At 54.2% G+C, this 1102-nt stretch carries 1 protein-coding gene; it reads right to left on the reverse strand.

Annotation, left to right across the window (positions count from 1 at the left end):
* Positions 1-7: 7 nt before the first annotated feature.
* On the reverse strand, positions 8-1000 hold the full coding sequence (locus JI62_RS17290) for an IS30 family transposase (protein ID WP_088701371.1): 993 nt from the start codon (positions 998-1000) through the stop codon (positions 8-10).
* Positions 1001-1102 lie beyond the last annotated feature (102 nt).

The following is a 1102-nucleotide window of genomic DNA, read 5'->3' on the forward strand; positions in this document are numbered from 1 at the left end:
CCTGAATTCAACTAATAAGTGCAGCACCTGCGGTTTCTAGTGCTCTTGAGTATTCACCTAAGAACACCTGGGCTGGGGTTCGGTATCCCAGCCGCTTCCTTGGTCTATCGTTTAGCTTATTGACGACACTTCGTAGCTCGGCATTGGTCACTTTGCGGAAGTCAGTACCTTTAGGAAAATACTGCCTAATCAGACCATTGGTGTTTTCATTAGTACCACGCTGGCATGAGCGGTACGGGTCGCAGAAATAGGTCTTAGCCGAGACGGCCTTGGCCACTTTCCGGTGCTCAGCGAATTCCGACCCATTATCCAAAGTGATGGTGTGCACTGCCCCTCGGCGTGGTGCCAATAACCGCGTCATCGCCTGAGCCGTTCTAGTGGCGGTGATTGTTGGCAGCCGCGCTGCCAAGAGGTAGCCACTGCGTCTTTCGACCAGGGTCACCAGTCCAGATTCTTTGTGGCCCTTAAGCACCGTATCACCTTCCCAATGTCCGATATAGCGCCGTTCTTCAACCTTGGCAGGGCGCTGCTCAATGCCTACTCGGTGCGGGATTTTGCCTAACCCCGCCCGCTTAGCCAATTGGCGCTGATAGCGCCGATGGCGTGGCAGTCGGAGCCGTTTCCATAATATTCCCCCGTGCTTCTTGTCGTCCCAGATTAACGCATAGATCCACTGATGGCTTACGCAGACCCCGTTGGCCTTGGCCATAAAGCCACTGATTTGCTGAGGGCTCCATTCGTCCATCAATTGGTCAGTGACCCAGCGAATCAGGCTGGGCAGCCGTTTCGTCACTTTCCAGGCGGTGCGTCGGCGCTGATCACTTGCCGATTGAGCCTGTTCAGGCGCATAACCACTGGTCAGAGCGTTGCGCTTTATCTCGCGACTAATGGTACTGCTGTGGACGCCAATGGCCTTAGCTATCTTTCGCTGGCTAATGCCGGTCTCAAGATAGGCAAAAATTTGGTATCGTTGGATCTGGGTCAGTTGTCGGTATCCCATGCTCTGCTTCACTTTGGTAGGTAAGGCAGAGAGGGTACCGGCGCTGGCCCACCTGCCTCTACCTTGTAGTCCAAAGTGCTGCGCTTATTCTATGAATCCAGG

This window comes from Halomonas campaniensis (assembly GCF_002211105.1).
GTDB lineage: Bacteria > Pseudomonadota > Gammaproteobacteria > Pseudomonadales > Halomonadaceae > Vreelandella > Vreelandella campaniensis_A.

Excerpts from the sequence above, each read along its gene's own strand:
- JI62_RS17290 (WP_088701371.1), bottom strand. The coding sequence starts at position 1,000 with ATGGGATACCGACAACTGACCCAGATCCAACGATACCAAATTTTTGCC.